The sequence below is a fragment of the Vibrio coralliilyticus genome, from assembly GCF_024449095.1.
Classification (GTDB): domain Bacteria; phylum Pseudomonadota; class Gammaproteobacteria; order Enterobacterales; family Vibrionaceae; genus Vibrio; species Vibrio coralliilyticus_A.
In genome coordinates, this window is the sequence record NZ_CP024627.1 from 3,096,154 (window position 1) to 3,111,841 (window position 15,688).

A 15,688-nucleotide genomic window follows, 5' to 3' on the forward strand; every position below is an offset into this window, starting at 1 on the left:
ATCTGTTTTTTGAGGCCAAGAACCTTATGTCTTCCGGACAACCACTATCGAGTTCCTTACTAAAGCTGCCTTTGTCGGTGATGGTCAAAGGAACCGCGATTCCTTCAAATCCTATTGAAGATCATAGCATTGATGTAAACAAACCCATTATCTATGCCCTGCCTTATCGCTCAAGTGTCGATTTAATCACGCTACAAATGCAGGTCATTCGCTTAGGCTTACCAGATCCACTTGAACCCGTCGAGATCAATGGTAAGTCGTTCCAGCGTTATGTATTTACCTCTTCACGTCAAACTGTAATGAATAGCGACCAAGGTGTTCCTAACGAATCCATTGCGCTCTTCTCTGATTTACTAGAACAGCACAAATTTGACCGTGAACTGGACGTTCAAGTCCTTCCTACCACCGTGTTATGGGGTCGGAAACCAGGAAAAGAGTCACAGCAAACGCCTTACTTGCAGTCACTCAATGGCCCCGAAAAAGCGTTAGCTGTATTAAGATCAGGTCGAGATTGCTTGGTACGTATCAGCCCCGTAGTTTCTTTACGTTATATGGCAGACTCACACGGCACCGACACGGCGATAGCGCACAAGTTAGCCCGCGTCGCACGTATCCATTTCTCGCGGCAAAAGCTTGCGGCCTCTGGCCCTAACTTACCCAATCGTCAAGCGCTATTTAATCGTCTTATGAAGTCCAAAGCGATTGAGAAAGTAATTGAAGATGAGGCAAAAGCGAAGGGAATATCTCTTGATAAAGCGCGCCAAGAAGCTCACAACATCATGGATGAAATTGCTGCTGATTTTTCCTACTCTTTGGTCAGAAATGGCGATCGCCTACTGAGCTGGCTGTGGAACCGTATCTATCAGGGCTTAAACATAAACAATGCCTCAACCGTGCGTAAGCTAGCTCAAGACGGCCACGAGATTGTTTATGTTCCATGTCATCGCAGTCATATGGATTACTTACTGCTGTCTTACGTCTTGTACCATGAAGGCATGGTACCTCCGCATATCGCAGCAGGTATTAACCTCAATTTCTTCCCAGCCGGACCACTATTCCGTCGCGGTGGTGCGTTCTTTATTCGCCGTAGCTTTAAAGGCAATAAACTCTATTCGACCATTTTCCGTGAATACCTCGCAGAACTGTTCTCAAAAGGTTACTCGGTAGAGTACTTCAGTGAAGGCGGACGCTCACGTACTGGCCGACTGCTGCAGGCAAAAACTGGCATGTTGGCGATGACTATTCAAGCCATGTTACGTGGTCTCAACCGCCCAGTGACACTGGTGCCAGTATACATTGGTTATGAACACGTAATGGAAGTCAGCACCTACGCCAAGGAACTGCGTGGTAAGCGTAAAGAAAAAGAAAACGCTGGGCTGGTCCTACGAACAATTCGTAAGCTACGTAACTTCGGCCAGGGCTACGTGAACTTTGGTGAACCTATCCCTCTGAATCAATATCTCAATGAGAACGCGCCAGAATGGACACAAGACATAGACCCAATGGGTACAACCAAGCCACAATGGCTAAACCCTGTGGTCAATGACCTTGCGATTAAGATGATGACGCACATCAATGATGCCGCTGCAACTAACGCATTAACTTTGTGTGCTACCGCGCTGCTGGCTTCACGTCAACGCGCGTTGTCTCGCGACAGCTTAGTGAAACAAATCGAATGTTACCTCTCTTTACTCAAGAACGTGCCATATTCATCCACGTATACAGTGCCAAGTGAGGATGCAGAAGCGCTAGTCAAACATGCCGAGTCACTCGATAAGTTTGTGATTGAGTCAGATACCATGGGCGACATTGTCTCTCTTGATCGCAATCAGTCCATTCTGATGACTTACTATCGCAACAACATTATTCATTTGTTCGCAATTCCATCTCTCATCGCACAAATGCTGATCCGTCATCAGCAACTGAACCTGGAAAAAATCAAAGCCAATGTGGCCTTGGTTTACCCATTCTTAAAACAAGAGTTATTCCTGAGTATTGAAGAAGAGCAGCTTGGCGATGTTACCGAAGCCTACATCGAAGAGATTGCTCGTCTTGGATTGGTGGTGATTGATACGGAGCAAAACGTGTCACTTAAGCAGGGGAATACTCAGGTGCTGATGCTGCTAGGCCGCACGATCACAGAAACTTTGCAACGTTACTCAATCACTCTCAACTTGCTGACAGCCAACCCTGAGTTGGGTAAAGCGGATCTAGAGCAAAAGAGCCAAGAAATCGCACAACGTTTGGGACGTTTGCATGGTATCAACGCACCTGAGTTTTTTGATAAAGGTGTCTTCTCGTCCATGTTTACCACTCTCAAACAGCAAGCGTATTTGGACAATGAAGGCAACTGCGATCAGGAGAAAAGTCAGATACTTGCCGATCTTCTTTATTCGATGCTTTATCCCGAAGTGCGGTTGACAATAAAAGAAAGTATTTGTCAGGTAAGTGAAGCCGTGTGATCACTGAGTAAGACACATAAAAAGGGCATCCTCATTGGATGCCCTTCCTTTTTGCTTACCAGAATGCCGTCAACAATCCGATAGTAATAACCATCCCAACGTAGTTATTGTTGAGAAATGCCTGGAAGCACAAATCTCGCTGACGATGACGGATAAGGTGCTGCTGAAAAACAAACAAAGCACCCGCAACCAATAGACTCCAGTAGTAACTCGCTCCCAGTTGATACCAATTACCCAGCGTAATTAACATCGCCATCGTCACCAGCTGCAATGCACCTATGATCATTTTGTCGTAGCGGCCAAATAGAATCGCTGTCGATTTAACACCAATTTTCAAATCATCATCTCGATCAACCATCGCATATTGCGTGTCATAGGCTATCGTCCACAACGCATTTATCGCGAAGATAAACCACACCATCGTAGGTAGTTCATTCGCTTGAGCAGCCCAAGCCATCGGAATCGACCAACTAAAAGCTAACCCAGGAACAACTGAGGTAAGTGCGTATAACGCTTCATAAAAGGATAAATAAAGGCGAGAAATAACCCAACCAAAGAGAGCTGAATGGTCAGCGCGTTCATCGTCAGCACTAATAAGAACGACGCCACCGATAACACTAAAAACAAGCCGAGAGCCTCTTTTGGTGTTACACGCCCAGAAGGCAGAGGTCGCGCACTGGTACGCTTAACGTGGCCATCCACTTTACGATCCGCAAAGTCATTGATCACACACCCCGCTGAACGCATAAACAATACGCCAAGGGCAAACACAACCAGCACGATGGGATCAGGCACGCCTTGTGCCGCGATCACTAACGACCACATGGTTGGCCAAAGTAGCAGCAAGGTGCCAATTGGCTTATCCATGCGCATCAACTGCCAATACGCCTGAGCTTTAGTGGCCGTCGTCATTTACACGCTCTCCTTTGAGTACATTGGTGCAGTAGGCAAAAACAGCTCTGCCACTAGCATAGGTTTGTGGTTCATCCATAAACGAGAGCGACGAGCAAGAAACTCACCATCGGGCGTTTTTGCCCAGCCCACTTGGAGTGCATCACGGTGGACATTTTCGGCATTAAACACCGTGAGCCCCAGAGGGATCTCTCCCTGACGGGTCAGATCATACTGTTGACCATCCATTGATGACTGTGGGATCAAGGTTCTGCCCAACACCCAAGGTTGCTTATCGCCTTTCAAGACCACTTTACGCAGCAAACATTCTTCTTTTGCCAGTAACTGAATCTCCTGTGACGTGAGCTTCTCAGCTTTAACCACTTTGTTGTGCAATAAGTCGACACTTAACGTTTGGCAGTGGGACTCCAATAAACGTGACAATGAGCCCTGTTCTAACAACCAATTTTCCGCACTCTGTGTAGGAAAGCTAAACTTATCAGGATCTTGCCATTCAACCTGACGAAGGGCAGATAAATAAAGCGAAGTAGATTGATTCATACTAGTATTCAATAAGTAGCCTTATCATCGTACAATAAAGCTTTGATCTTTGTTGTTAACCACTCATCGAGTGTTTAACGCATAATTATTACAAATAGATGCTCTATTGTAACAAGACTCAGGCGATTCGAGTATCGTGATTAGAAGAAAGAAAAGACAGAAATATGATTAAACGTTACTTAGTCCAAATATTTGTCGCCTTGTGCGTCTTGGCCAGTTTTCCATCCATGGCAGAAGAAAGCGGAGAGCCGAAACTGGCGTACTTTACTCTTGAGCCAGATCTCACCACTAATTTCTATACCCAAGGCAAAAAGCTGGGCTACATTCAGGTTCGTATTGATATCATGGTGGCCAACGAAAGTGACTTAGCCATCATCGAGCTTCACCAGCCTTTGATTCGAGATGCGGTGATCGAGCTACTTGGCAAGCAGTCTTCAGATACGATCACCTCTTTAGCTGGTCGTGAAGACTTGCGTAAAAACTTAGTCGAGCAATTGAACTCGATTCTACTACCCGAAACAGGGCGCACCATTATTGCTGACTTGTTGTTTACCAAGTACCTCTATCAATAACCTGACGAACAAAAAAGCGGCCGAAGCCGCTTTTTTATGTTCTGGATCGGCTAGCATCAACCAAGCCCAATACAACTCCAGAAAGTAACCCCACCAGGTGAGCTGTATTAGCAATTGCCATAAACGGCTGAACAAACCCCAACACCAGCCACACTAACATGAAACCAATAACCGGTTTAGGTATGTTCAAGCCAAGCTGAGGGGCTTTGTATCCGAGCATCCATAAATACCCAACCAAGGCATACACGACACCTGACAATCCACCAAAGTTTGCACCTTCAACCCAGTATTGCCCTGCTCCAGAAAGCGCTGCCGACACCAAAAATAGCTGTAAAAGCTTTTTCGCTCCTAGGCGCTGTTCAATATCACCACCAAGCTGCCACCACCATAACAAGTTAAACGCTATGTGTACGACAGAAAAATGCAAAACCGCATGACTGACCCAGCGCCATAACTGCCATTCTTGTCCAGCGAGTGCGGGAAAGTGCAACGCTGAAAACACTGCTTGCCCAGCGCCAAACTGCTGCAAGGTAAAAATCACAACACTGATCAACATAACCGCTAATGTTATCGGACCTGCTTTGGCTTTGACCATCGACAACATACTCGGCGACTGGTAGCTAAATTGGCTGGTGCGCGTCTCTGCCATCTCCCACGAAGCAGCTTGATATTTGCTATCACTTGGATTATCGAGGAAGTGCTGTAGCTCAGCCTCGACTTCCACCTGATGTTGAGAGTCGCTGAGCCACAGTGCAAACTGACCACTTCCTTCCGGCATCATTTTCACATCAATACGGCGCGAGGCCATATAATCAATGAACGCTTGTGCCATGCGCGGATTGGAAATCGAAATCAGTCTTATCATAGCGGTTCCTATGGCATGTGAGATTCAATAGGCAAATCAGCGCGTTGCCAAGCTTCAAAGCCTCCATCCACACTATACACCTGCTCAAAGCCTTGGTTAACCAAATATTGTGCTGCGCCTTGGCTGCTAATGCCGTGGTAGCACATCACTAGAATAGGTTGCTCAAACTCCACTTCATCCATAAGTTGAACAATCGTGTCATTCGTTAGATGGTATGCAGCCTGTGGGTGAGCCACAGCGAAAGACTGCGGATCGCGAATGTCGACAAGGCGAGCGTCACCTTGCTCCAGCAATGCCTGCGCCCCTGCGACATCAATGTGTTGAAACTGGTCCATTTGCTGTCTCTTGAAAAGAATCATTGTTGATTGTCATTGTAACCTATCCAGTGGTTAACAAGTACACCGCAGCTGTAGGGTTATCCACTTGCGATCATTTATTCACCGTTTGTGGATAAAGCTGTGAATTACGTTGATAAAGTAGTTTTACAATTCTGGATCCACAATATGTAGTGATGATCCTTATTTTTTTGTGTGTAAAAGTAAAAGTATCCCCATAGGCTCATTACTCCTGACACCTTTGTTCACCCGCCTTTCTGACATATAGCAAAGAAATTTATCACAGAGTTACCCACAGGCAACACGGCAAAATTCGATCCATAAAAAGAGAGAAATAGATAATTTCTGGATCCCAGAGACTGAAAAAGCCGAGATCATTAGATCTCGGCTTTTTTGAATTTTTGCTTTAACTAAAAGTTAGAAGTCGCCGACTGCCGCTTTGAGTTTTTTCATGGCATTCTTTTCTAACTGGCGGATACGTTCTGCTGACACACTGTAGGTTTCTGCCAACTCCTGTAACGTAGACTTGTTATCTTCCAGCCAACGAGAACGAACAATATGCTGGCTGCGTTCGTCAAGGCTAGATAATGCTAAGCTTAAACGGTTATTGGTATGAGCTTCCCAGTTAGCTGCCTCAACATTGTCAGCCACATCCGAGGCTTTATCTTCGAGGTATAGCATAGGTGCCGAGTAAGATACGCCTGAATCATCATCATCGTTCTGCATTTCGAAAGCGGCATCTTGAGCGGCTAGACGAGATTCCATCTCGCGCACTTCAGATGGCTCCACACCCAGCTCTTTTGCAACAGTTTCCACTTCACCGTTATTGAACCAACCAAGACGCTTTTTAGACTTACGTAGATTGAAGAACAATTTACGTTGCGCTTTGGTGGTCGCTATTTTCACAATACGCCAGTTACGCAGTACGTATTCATGAATTTCAGCCTTAATCCAGTGCACTGCAAATGAGACCAAACGTACGCCGACTTCTGGATTAAAGCGTTTTACTGCTTTCATCAAGCCGATATTACCTTCCTGTACCAGATCCGCCATGGGCAGACCATAGCCAGAGTAACCACGAGCTACGTGCACTACAAAACGTAAATGCGAAAGAATCAGGCCCTTTGCCGCTTCAATTTCGCCATCATAGTGTAGTCGCTCAGCCAGTTCACGTTCCTCTTCAGCAGTTAGCATTGGATAGCCATTCACTGTGCGGATATAGCTATCTAAGCTATCTTGTGTCACTACAGCCATTGGATACGCTTGGTTAGTCATTCAATTCCTCATCAATATCTGATCTGGAGTAAGTTTTAACCCAACAATCTTGAACCTAAAATGAACAAGATTCAAGCAGGGAAAGTTATTATGCATAAACCTTTCAGCTATACAAGTAAAAAGTACACGGTAGCGTGTACTTTTTCAAGTAAGAGTAAGACATTTGCTATTTAGACAGGTTCAATTTCTTTCAAGTGGCGCTGCGCTGACACTTTCGCAGCCAAGCATCCAAGGAATGTACCAAGCATCAATAGCAACAAACTTTCATCCCAGCTTAGTCCAATCAGGCGGAAACGACTATCGTACAACAGAGCCAGTTGTTCGACGCTACTGTTCAGAACTACGGTAATAATAGCGGTCATGACCCAAGCTGTGAATGCGCCCAATAAGCCAAACCACATCCCAGAATAAAGATAAGGGCGTAAAATAAAGCGGTTAGTCGCACCGATCAGTTTCATGGTCTGAATTTCTTCTTTATTCGCAAGCACGTTAAAGCGCAACGTATTGCCCACAATGAGAAACACCGATCCCAGCATCAGTACAGACAGAGTGATCACAATACCACTGACTAAATTCTTGATCGCATCTAAGCGGGTTAACCAATCTTCATCAAGACGAACGTCCGTCACTTCTTCTTCCTTGGCAATCGTCGCCGCCAATTGCTTGATCTTCTCGTTATCTTCAACACTTGGCGTGATGATCAACACACCCGGTAGCGCATAGTCGTCTAAGAGTGAAAGGGCATGGTTAAATCCTGAGTATTGGCTTAAATCCTCCAGACCTTGCTGAGGAGAAATGTATTCCACCTTGGCCACCTCATCCATACTTTCTAGCTGGTCTTTGAGCACCATAACGCGTGCTTCCGGCGTTTGCTCCTCAATATAGCCACTCACTTTTGATGGACTGGTAACATTAGTAGAAGCCACGGCCAAATTTTTTCCCAGCAAATACATGACCGCTGGCATAGCTAATGCCATGGAGATCACTGCTAAAGTAAGAATATTCCCTAAAGGACGAGACCACATCATCGAGAACGAAGCTTTCGCCTGTTTGAAATGCACGGTAAAAAAACTATCGCGCTTCACTCGATTCTGGGGACGACTTTTAGTCGCCTTCTTATTACGCACGTTAGCAGCCATAATCTTCTACCTCACTCAGGAAGCCTTGGTTCAGCTCTAGATGACGATATTGCGGGCGAGTATTAACCAACCCAATATCGTGCGTTGCCAGTAAAATGGTGACACCCGCTCGGTTAAACTCTTCAAATAATTTAATCACTCGGTTTGATAGATCCGGATCCAAGTTACCCGTGGGTTCATCCGCCAACAGCAGCGTTGGCCGGTTCACTACGGCTCGAGCAATGCCAACACGTTGCTGCTCACCACCAGATAGCTGACTCGGTAAACACTTTGCTTTGTCCAATAACCCTGTCTTGTCCAGTGCCGCAGATACACGTCGTTTAATTTCATTCTCAGAGATGGATTCAATGCGCATTGGCAACGCGACATTATCAAATACCGAGCGATCCATCAGTAAGCGGTGGTCCTGAAAAACAATGCCTATGTTGCGACGCAAAAAAGGAATGTCTTTATTTGGAATACGAGTGATATCGTGATCGTTGAAGCTGATTTTGCCATCCGTCGGACGCTCAATAGCACAAATCAACTTGAGCAAAGTACTTTTCCCCGCCCCAGAGTGACCACCGAGAAAGGCCATCTCTCCTCGACGTAGGTGGAAGTCCACCTTTTGCAGCGCCTGTTTGCCGCCGCGGTACGCTTTACTTACTTGCTGAAACTTTATCACTCGTCGTTCCTCTTACCTGAGCTACTGATTAGTCTTCGCGGCTGAATAATGCGTCAATAAATTCCTGAGTTTCAAATGGGCGTAGATCATCAATACCTTCACCCACCCCAATATAACGGATTGGGATCTGGAACTGATCGGCCAAGGCAAAGATAACGCCACCTTTTGCGGTACCATCAAGCTTGGTTAAGGTAATGCCAGTCAGTGGCGCTACGTCACTGAACAGTTTTGCCTGACTAATCGCATTTTGGCCAGTGCCCGCATCCAGTGTCAGCATGATTTCATGCGGTGCTGAGTCATCCACTTTCTTCATAACACGGACAATCTTGCGCAGCTCTTCCATCAGGTTGGCTTTGTTTTGTAGGCGCCCCGCAGTATCGGCAATCACTACATCAACACCTTTGGCTTTTGCAGACTCAATGGCGTCATAAATAACCGATGCACTGTCTGCACCTGTATGCTGCGCCACAACAGGTACCTGGTTGCGATCACCCCATACTTGAAGCTGTTCGACAGCCGCAGCACGGAAGGTATCACCTGCAGCCAGCATGACTTTTTTACCTTGTGATTGGAATTGCTTAGCCAGCTTACCGATCGTTGTCGTTTTACCAACACCATTCACGCCAACCATCAGGATAACGTAAGGGGTTTTATTGGTATCAATTTCAAGCGGTTTTTCAACGGTCGAGAGAATGCCTGCCATCTCTTCTTTTAACAGGCCATACAGTGCTTCACCGTCTTTCAAATCCTGACGCGAAGCTTTTTCAGTCAGGCTGTCGATGATTTTCATCGTCGTATCCATACCGACATCCGCAATCAATAACTGCTCTTCCAGTTCTTCGAACAGCTCATCATCAATTTGCTTGCCTTTGAATAGACCAAAGAAGCCCGCCCCAATATTCGCTTTGGTGCGTGCCAAGCTGCGCTTTAAGCGAGCAAAAAAGCTTTCGCTTGGCTTGTCTTGCTCACTCACACGAGGTTCTTGTGGCGGTTCTGCTTCTGCTTCTGCTTCTGCTTCTGCTTCTGCTTCTGCTTCTGCTTCTGCTTCTGCTAGGTCAGCCTGAGGTTCTGACTGAGCTTCGTCAACGGTTTGCGCTTCTGCTGCGACTTCCTCAACAATGTCCGATTGGTTTTCTTCAGCAGCTTGCTTAGCTTGTTGTTCCTCGTCACCGAAGCCAAGCCAAGAAAGTAATCCGCGCTTCTTTTTTTCCGTCATCTGGGGATATCCTAGATTGTCTTAATTTATTCTGACACTTTTCGCCGAGGTATTGCCCCGGTTAAGAAAAGAAACATGACAACAGAGTGAAAAGTTTCCAGCGTTATAACGATGGTATACACTTTGTCATCAACAAAATTTGGGCTGTACTCAGGATGAACTCACTGAGCGACTGGGTATAGTATCACTTTATTAGCGGTCAAAAAATCTATGGTACGGCGTCGCCAGCAAAACACATCACAAAAAAAGCCTTCAACAGGCTTTGTTCGAATTATTAGCGGCTTATGGAGAGGGAGAAAACTGCCTGTTCATGATGCAGAAGGGCTGCGCCCGACAACCGATCGTGTAAAAGAAACCCTTTTCAACTGGTTGGCTCAGGATGTGCCTCAAGCAAAATGCCTCGACTTGTTTGCCGGTTCCGGCGGATTAGGCTTTGAAGCGGCTTCGCGTCAGGCTGATAGTGTCACCATGATTGAGCTCAACCCAAATGCATTCAAGCAGTTAGAAAAAAACATTGCGGCTCTTAATTCAGATAACCTGACCGCGATTAACAGCGATGCGTTAAGCTTTCTCCAACAAGCTGGGACACCGCATCATGTGGTATTTATCGATCCACCATTTCGTAAAGGCTTGCTGGAACAAACCGTCACTTTGCTGGAAAGTAATGGCTGGTTGGCCAACGATGCCATGATTTACATTGAAACTGAGAAAGAACTTGAGTTGGAAGGCATTCCAACCAACTGGCACCTACACCGAGAAAAAACGGCAGGTCAAGTCAGTTACCGATTATTTGAAAGACAACAAGACTAAAAAGGAAGTCTCATGAAAGCTCTACTTTTACTGGCCAAAGCCGCGATTGGCTTTGTGTGGTTCATCCTGATCCTGAACTTCTTTATGCCCTTTCCGGGCAAAGCGGCGATTGCGCTTTACATCATGACGGCTTTCCTGTTCATCATGCATGGCCTGCAATCAGCCATCTTTATCGGCGCGTTTGGTGACAAGATTAAGATGACCAGTTGGGAAAAATGGTCGATTCTAATTTTCGGCATTTTCGCCCTGCTCGATATTCGTCGCAAGTACATGATGTAAGATCACCATCTCTAATATAAGAACGCCGCTCATGATAAGCGGCGTTCTTGTTTTAACTCAGGTACCCCTTAACTCCGTTTAGGAACATCTGGGTGGAAATCATCACTAGCAGCAGCCCCATCAAGCGTTCTATCGCCTTCAGACCACGCTCACCTAAAATACGGTGGAAAAAGTTATAAAACATCAAAATAAAGAAGGTCGCTCCCCACGCCAGCAAGACAGCGCCAGACAGCTCAAGCAATTTGTCCGGGTGCTGTGTCGACAGAAGTAGCAATGCAGCAATCACCGATGGTCCAGCGATCATAGGAATGGCCATAGGGACAATAAATGGCTCTTCACCCGCCGCAAGGCCTGTAATGCTGCCCGCACTTGGGAAGATCATCTTAATCGCAATGATGAACAGAATGATGCCACCAGAGATACTCAGCGTTTCTGGTTCAACATGAAGGAAGCTCAGAATCGCCTTACCTGCAAATAGGAATAGCATGAGAATGATCAACGCAAAACACAGCTCACGAACAAGCACCTTGCGTCTGCGTTTTGGGTCAAGATGCTTGAGAATAGAAAGGACGATAGGAAGATTGCCAAGCGGATCCATGATAAGGAACAACATGGTTGCGGCAGAAAGAATTTCCATGAATTAGCCTCCAAAGCCAAAGATTCTCAACAGCAGAGCAAAAAGTCGGCGAAGTATATCAACACCGTTTGACAATTTGGAGGCCAAAAGCAGAGTTTTTAATGGCTACAAACACGCTCTAAGTTCAACGCCCACTTATCACCCACCGCAACAATTTTCTCTCGCTCTATAAAAAGGCAATCAATGCGTCCAGATCTAATCCATCCAGCTTACAAGTGTGGAACTTTGCTTGCTCACCAAATGCAGCGCAAACAGCCTCGCGTAATTCCTGCATTGCCATTGGTCGTTCATGCAGTAAGTTTAGAACTTGATGTGCGTGTATTTCATTAGACATAACTTTCTCCACTTATGATCAGTGGAATGAGCATAACCTGAGACTATCAAGTCAACTTTGATTTCAAATAATCAACGAAGCGGTAACCAGTGAGTGCGCCAACAGATAGCTACCCGAAATAAGATACCGACCATAGTGAATGGAGTGTTTGTAATCATGCACGGCAAGAAGCCCTGCTGATAAAGTAAGTGTCAGAGTTCCAAAGAAACCTAATAGGCTAGCCAAGGTACCAGTCAATAACCAGACTTCACCCGCAGCCCAGTTGAGTTGCAACAGCATCATGCCCATTATCACAACCGGAAAGATCAGACGATCAATTTTAGGTAGCATTAGGAAAAATACCACTATACCAATCGCCAGCAGCATAGCAGGAAGCCACCAGACTATCTCACCGGATAATTGGAGCCAAAAAGAGGTGCTATAGCAAAGCTGAGCCCCGACAAACGCAGCAAAGCACAGCTTTTGATGTCGCTTATAGATATAAAGGCCATCAGCCAACATGGATACCAACAACCCTAGGGTCACCCACCAGACCGATATACCAATCGCATCACTCTGACTCCAGAGCATGACGACGAGCATAGCTAACGACAATGTTTTAAACACGACCGCTTGTTTGTTCTGGTTGCTTTCATTAGCAGAAATACTAATAAATCCTGATAGCGCGACTGAAAGCCAGCTCCACATGGGTCCACCTCTTTTAAACTGAGTCGCCAGTGTAGGCAGGCAGATAAAGATGTCCAGAAATGGAAAGCAAAACTTGGATCTTGATTGGCTTCTGAAATACTGGCTTTGCCAGTATTAAACTAGCGGTTTAAACCTACCACTCCATTCTTCTATGCCTTCGCTGCTCATTCAGGTTATAGAAATCCGACTTTTTAGCAAATTGAACACCTAGCCAACAACAAACCTAAAAAAACTAACAGGGCACTTTAAATAAAGACAAAAAACACAAAAAAATCAAACAAATAAAAACAAAACCATAAAGTTAGCCATTTAAAGCTTAAAAGTTTCGGTCTATAAAAGGGGACTAAGACTTAGCCCAATAGAGAATCACTCTCATCTTAAGAAACACCAAGCCTATAACTATCAATTTAACCCGATAATGACACTTACAATCCAATTTTATTGTAAAAACAACAATCTCTTTAAATTAACAAACAACAAACAATAATTAAAAACTTTAAAATCAACAACTTAAAACAAAATAACAACGAACGGAACACTTTTAAATCAGAGTAAAAAGCATAGAAATCACAGTAAAAAAACCACTAAAAACCGTCATTTTATCGATTTACAAATTAAACTTTTAAGGCTTAGGAAAATAAAAACTTGATCAAAGCACAAAAATACTGCTATTCTAAATTACATACAGTTAAGCATCACTAAATAGGAGCAGAGTTATGATTACTTCTTCACAAAAACAAGGACTTGTAATGATCGCGGTTGTTGTTGGCCTCATGACACTGCCGATGATGTACTAAGTCATACATACAAAAACAAAAAGGGACGCTTTAGCGTCCCTTTTTGTTATTCAGCAGATTTTTCACACAAAACCCGCTTATAAATCCAACGGATTTCTAAGTTTAACTATTTAGCTAAAACCTTATCTTTTAAGGCTTTTGTTATAAGTGTTTAGACAAAATATCCCAGTGCGCATAATAGAAAAATAGCGCAGCCAAGGTAATCAGCGTCATGAGTGTGATCGCAGCTCTCCAGATAAAGCGACTACTACGTGGCGTGAGCTCTTTTTCACACTGATCACACACAGAGAGAAAGTCATGACTGCTTTCTAATTTATAATCTTCTTCATGTACAATTTTATTTCGGATGGTAGCGATATAGCGCAGCTTATCGATCACATCATGCGGTAATCGCTCTTCACAGCTGGTGATCAACTGATGCAATCCCTTTCCTTCAGCGTGATATTGCGTGCGAAGCAGCTTTTCAATTTTACGTGTCCTTGTCACCACTTGTTCGATATCAGACATGGCTTCCCTCCATCACTAGTAAGTCTAAGGGGTGAAACTGGCTTCTTCCAACCAGTAGTTTAGTCAATAACAATCTGTCTCATTACCTACTATATAGCCCCATTTTCACTGTCCTTTGCAAGTAAATTAATGTAAAGGAATCAACGACTAGCCTTATCAGCATAATGACAAAATTACTACTAGCGTGTGATGTGTCTCGAAGAATGATACAAAGGACAACAACAGAAGCTCACAGTTGTGTTCAAAGCCCCAACCTGAGTCCAAATTAGCACTAAAATAACCCATCGGCTTTTTGGGGAGAGCGACAATGCCATTAACGTTATTTATCGCTATTATCGTGTTTGTTATAGCCAGCGGCTGGGCGTTTAGTCGATTCTATCGTCGACATATTCAAGGAGAAGATGCGCCAGAACAAACCGCAGATGTGACTGTACTGGATAAACAGTCGATAGATATTCAGGATACTCAACCAGGACAAGAGGATCAGGAGTATTGGATCTACGTACAGAAAGGGCGTTTAGGGCCAAAGCGTGAGTTTCAGGTTGGCATTCATTATTTCCACGCTTTAAACCCTGGTGATAAAGGCACACTGACCTACCAAGGTGATAAATTTATCCATTTTGCCATGAAGCGCTAACCTAGCGCTTCACCATCTTGAGCATGTTGTTTTTCGCCATGCTTTCGGCCACGTCATCCGGCAGCGCTTCCAATACTTCATCCCAACGAGATAACACTTCACCCGTAATTTTAAAGCGACCTACAACATCAGAGCCAATCATGAAACGATCGGGATACTCTTTAATCAACGCCACCCATTCTTTCTTCGATTCAGGACTCGCCAGTATCACATCACGTAAGCTCCAAGATGCCAAGATGTAGAGATTATCGTAATCATCCAGCAGCTCGCTGACTTCATCGATGAGAAAAGACAAATTCTGACGTCGTAGCAGTGTCGAACTCGTCCCCGCGTGCGCCCAGATAAAGTTGGTTTTGCTGTTTTCTTCTAACGCCTCCACCAGCTCATGCTTGTACAACGGGTGCGTTTCTCGCTCAGATGTGATGTTGGTATGCAGAATCACCGGCATTTTGTGCTTCGCCGCCACCTGATACACCTTCATCAAAGCAGGATGATTCGCTCTGGCTTGTTCGCCTAATGTCAGCGCAGACAAGCCATCATGACGAGTCAGAATCTCACCAATTCCTTTCCAGAAACCGGGGTCGCTTTCAATCATCTGTTCGACTTGTTCCGCTGCGAACATATCCGTAGGGTTAAAGCCGGTAATAAAAGGAAACAGTCGCTCTTGATGCGGCGAGTCTTTCAACGCTCGGTAGAGAATCTCATCGGTACGTGAGTAGTAATAGACGGGTGAGTCATCGCCAAATTCATAACGTGGTGCGACAGGATCGTGAGCATTCCACTTTTTCATAATCGGCAGACCCATTACAAACGCATGTTCAATGTTGCTTTGATCCATCTTATGCACCAGATATTTGATGCCATCGGTACGCTGAAAAAAATCAACATAATGGATCTCGGCATCATTAAAACCGCCGTCATACCCGTAGGCAAATGGGGCTACTGACAACATTAAGCTCGCTAACCATTTTCTGTTCATATTCCCTTCCTGAACTAGTATTACCGCTCACCTCACAGCGA

General features: G+C 45.0%; 16 protein-coding genes and 2 pseudogenes. 5 read left to right on the forward strand and 13 right to left on the reverse strand.

What is annotated here, in order from left to right; genetic code table 11:
• Window positions 1-26: 26 nt before the first annotated feature.
• The gene (gene plsB / locus CTT30_RS14635; RefSeq protein ID WP_252035490.1) at window positions 27-2,462 is read left to right on the forward strand and encodes a glycerol-3-phosphate 1-O-acyltransferase PlsB; all 2,436 of its coding nucleotides are present in this window, start codon (window positions 27-29) and stop codon (window positions 2,460-2,462) included.
• Window positions 2,463-2,517: 55 nt separating this feature from the next.
• On the opposite strand, the pseudogene ubiA reads toward plsB, so the two are convergent.
• Together ubiA and CTT30_RS14650 are read right to left on the reverse strand one after the other, a co-directional pair.
• A pseudogene (ubiA, locus tag CTT30_RS23425) lies at window positions 2,518-3,374 on the reverse strand (4-hydroxybenzoate octaprenyltransferase).
• Window positions 3,375-3,914 carry a chorismate lyase gene (locus tag CTT30_RS14650; protein ID WP_252035492.1) on the reverse strand — a complete coding sequence of 180 codons (540 nt, stop codon included), beginning with the start codon at window positions 3,912-3,914 and terminating at the stop codon, window positions 3,375-3,377.
• A 164-nt stretch (window positions 3,915-4,078) separates the two neighbouring features.
• Between CTT30_RS14650 and CTT30_RS14655 the strand changes: the two genes are divergently transcribed.
• A complete protein-coding gene (locus tag CTT30_RS14655; protein WP_239839004.1) occupies window positions 4,079-4,486 on the forward strand; it encodes a flagellar basal body-associated protein FliL in 408 nt (135 codons plus the stop codon).
• 34 nt (window positions 4,487-4,520) lie between these two features.
• On the opposite strand, the gene glpG is transcribed toward CTT30_RS14655, so the two are convergent.
• From glpG to ftsY, 6 genes are all read right to left on the reverse strand, one after another.
• A complete protein-coding gene (glpG, locus tag CTT30_RS14660; protein WP_252035493.1) occupies window positions 4,521-5,351 on the reverse strand; it encodes a rhomboid family intramembrane serine protease GlpG in 831 nt (276 codons plus the stop codon).
• Between the two features lie 8 nt (window positions 5,352-5,359).
• Window positions 5,360-5,686 carry a thiosulfate sulfurtransferase GlpE gene (gene glpE / locus CTT30_RS14665; protein WP_239839002.1) on the reverse strand — a complete coding sequence of 109 codons (327 nt, stop codon included), beginning with the start codon at window positions 5,684-5,686 and terminating at the stop codon, window positions 5,360-5,362.
• A 417-nt stretch (window positions 5,687-6,103) separates the two neighbouring features.
• A complete protein-coding gene (rpoH, locus tag CTT30_RS14670; protein ID WP_239839001.1) occupies window positions 6,104-6,961 on the reverse strand; it encodes an RNA polymerase sigma factor RpoH in 858 nt (285 codons plus the stop codon).
• A gap of 170 nt (window positions 6,962-7,131) precedes the next feature.
• Entirely contained in the window at window positions 7,132-8,100 is a 969-nt protein-coding gene (ftsX, locus tag CTT30_RS14675) for a permease-like cell division protein FtsX (RefSeq protein WP_239839000.1), read from the reverse strand.
• Entirely contained in the window at window positions 8,090-8,764 is a 675-nt protein-coding gene (gene ftsE / locus CTT30_RS14680) for a cell division ATP-binding protein FtsE (protein WP_239871204.1), read from the reverse strand. The genes ftsX and ftsE overlap by 11 nt, the downstream gene beginning before the upstream one ends.
• Before the next feature lie 28 nt (window positions 8,765-8,792).
• Window positions 8,793-9,980 carry a signal recognition particle-docking protein FtsY gene (gene ftsY / locus CTT30_RS14685; protein ID WP_252035494.1) on the reverse strand — a complete coding sequence of 396 codons (1,188 nt, stop codon included), beginning with the start codon at window positions 9,978-9,980 and terminating at the stop codon, window positions 8,793-8,795.
• A 210-nt stretch (window positions 9,981-10,190) separates the two neighbouring features.
• Between ftsY and rsmD the strand changes: the two genes are divergently transcribed.
• Both rsmD and CTT30_RS14695 read left to right on the forward strand, forming a co-directional pair.
• The gene (gene rsmD / locus CTT30_RS14690) at window positions 10,191-10,790 is read left to right on the forward strand and encodes a 16S rRNA (guanine(966)-N(2))-methyltransferase RsmD (protein ID WP_252035495.1); all 600 of its coding nucleotides are present in this window, start codon (window positions 10,191-10,193) and stop codon (window positions 10,788-10,790) included.
• Window positions 10,791-10,802: 12 nt separating this feature from the next.
• The gene (locus tag CTT30_RS14695; RefSeq protein ID WP_239871214.1) at window positions 10,803-11,069 is read left to right on the forward strand and encodes a DUF1145 domain-containing protein; all 267 of its coding nucleotides are present in this window, start codon (window positions 10,803-10,805) and stop codon (window positions 11,067-11,069) included.
• A 52-nt stretch (window positions 11,070-11,121) separates the two neighbouring features.
• Here the strand turns inward: CTT30_RS14695 and CTT30_RS14700 are convergent, their stop codons facing one another.
• The 4 genes and pseudogenes from CTT30_RS14700 to CTT30_RS14715 all read right to left on the reverse strand — a co-directional run bounded on the left by CTT30_RS14700 (window position 11,122) and on the right by CTT30_RS14715 (window position 14,031).
• On the reverse strand, window positions 11,122-11,706 hold the full coding sequence (locus tag CTT30_RS14700) for a YhgN family NAAT transporter (RefSeq protein ID WP_239871217.1): 585 nt from the start codon (window positions 11,704-11,706) through the stop codon (window positions 11,122-11,124).
• Window positions 11,707-11,804: 98 nt separating this feature from the next.
• Window positions 11,805-12,040, reverse strand: a pseudogene (locus CTT30_RS14705) (YecH family metal-binding protein).
• Window positions 12,041-12,103: 63 nt separating this feature from the next.
• Window positions 12,104-12,727: a lysoplasmalogenase gene (locus CTT30_RS14710; protein ID WP_239871223.1), complete on the reverse strand. Its 624-nt coding sequence runs from the start codon at window positions 12,725-12,727 to the stop codon at window positions 12,104-12,106.
• Window positions 12,728-13,665: 938 nt separating this feature from the next.
• On the reverse strand, window positions 13,666-14,031 hold the full coding sequence (locus CTT30_RS14715; RefSeq protein ID WP_239838992.1) for a DUF4145 domain-containing protein: 366 nt from the start codon (window positions 14,029-14,031) through the stop codon (window positions 13,666-13,668).
• A 307-nt stretch (window positions 14,032-14,338) separates the two neighbouring features.
• Between CTT30_RS14715 and CTT30_RS14720 the strand changes: the two genes are divergently transcribed.
• On the forward strand, window positions 14,339-14,668 hold the full coding sequence (locus CTT30_RS14720) for a DUF2500 domain-containing protein (RefSeq protein WP_239838991.1): 330 nt from the start codon (window positions 14,339-14,341) through the stop codon (window positions 14,666-14,668).
• Between the two features lies 1 nt (window position 14,669).
• On the opposite strand, the gene CTT30_RS14725 is transcribed toward CTT30_RS14720, so the two are convergent.
• Complete coding sequence (locus CTT30_RS14725; RefSeq protein WP_252035496.1) at window positions 14,670-15,647, reverse strand: amidohydrolase family protein; 978 nt, start codon at window positions 15,645-15,647, stop codon at window positions 14,670-14,672.
• Window positions 15,648-15,688 lie beyond the last annotated feature (41 nt).